This window comes from Saccharothrix sp. ST-888 (genome assembly GCF_000955975.1).
Taxonomy (GTDB): domain Bacteria; phylum Actinomycetota; class Actinomycetes; order Streptomycetales; family Streptomycetaceae; genus Kitasatospora.
This window is the reverse complement of record NZ_JYJF01000627.1, coordinates 1-346: the sequence shown is the minus strand read 5'-3', so window position 1 is coordinate 346 and position 346 is coordinate 1. Positions and strand designations below refer to the sequence as shown.

Below are 346 nucleotides of genomic sequence, written 5' to 3'. Positions count from 1 at the left end.
AACGATGACGGGGACGCATCGTCTGGGGCATGAGAACCTGGGCGGGCATCCAGGCGGTGGGCTTGGCGTGCTACAGCTGCGACAGCGGGTGCAGCTCACTCAGGTCACCCGACGAGGTCCGGCCGACCAGGTACACGCTGGCCAGGTTGTTGGAGAGGATGCTGATACACCGGTACGCGAACGCTGAGTTAGACCAGCTCTTCGCGCCGTTACCGAAGAGGGAGTCCGCCGACCAGGCATTCCAGCCGCACATCCCGGACGGGAAGGTGGTGACCACCGTGCCGCCAGCGCCGAGCGCGTCCCGGCGCTCCAGCCCGGCCGGGGCCTGGCCGCGCAGGGCAGCAAC

Annotated in this window: 1 protein-coding gene; it reads right to left on the bottom strand. The window is 68.5% G+C overall.

The window, feature by feature from the left end; all coding sequences use genetic code 11:
* Positions 1–70 precede the first annotated feature (70 nt).
* Positions 71–346, bottom strand: a 276-nt coding sequence (locus UK12_RS42200; protein ID WP_045307086.1) for a hypothetical protein, incomplete at its 5' end; no start/stop codon positions are given.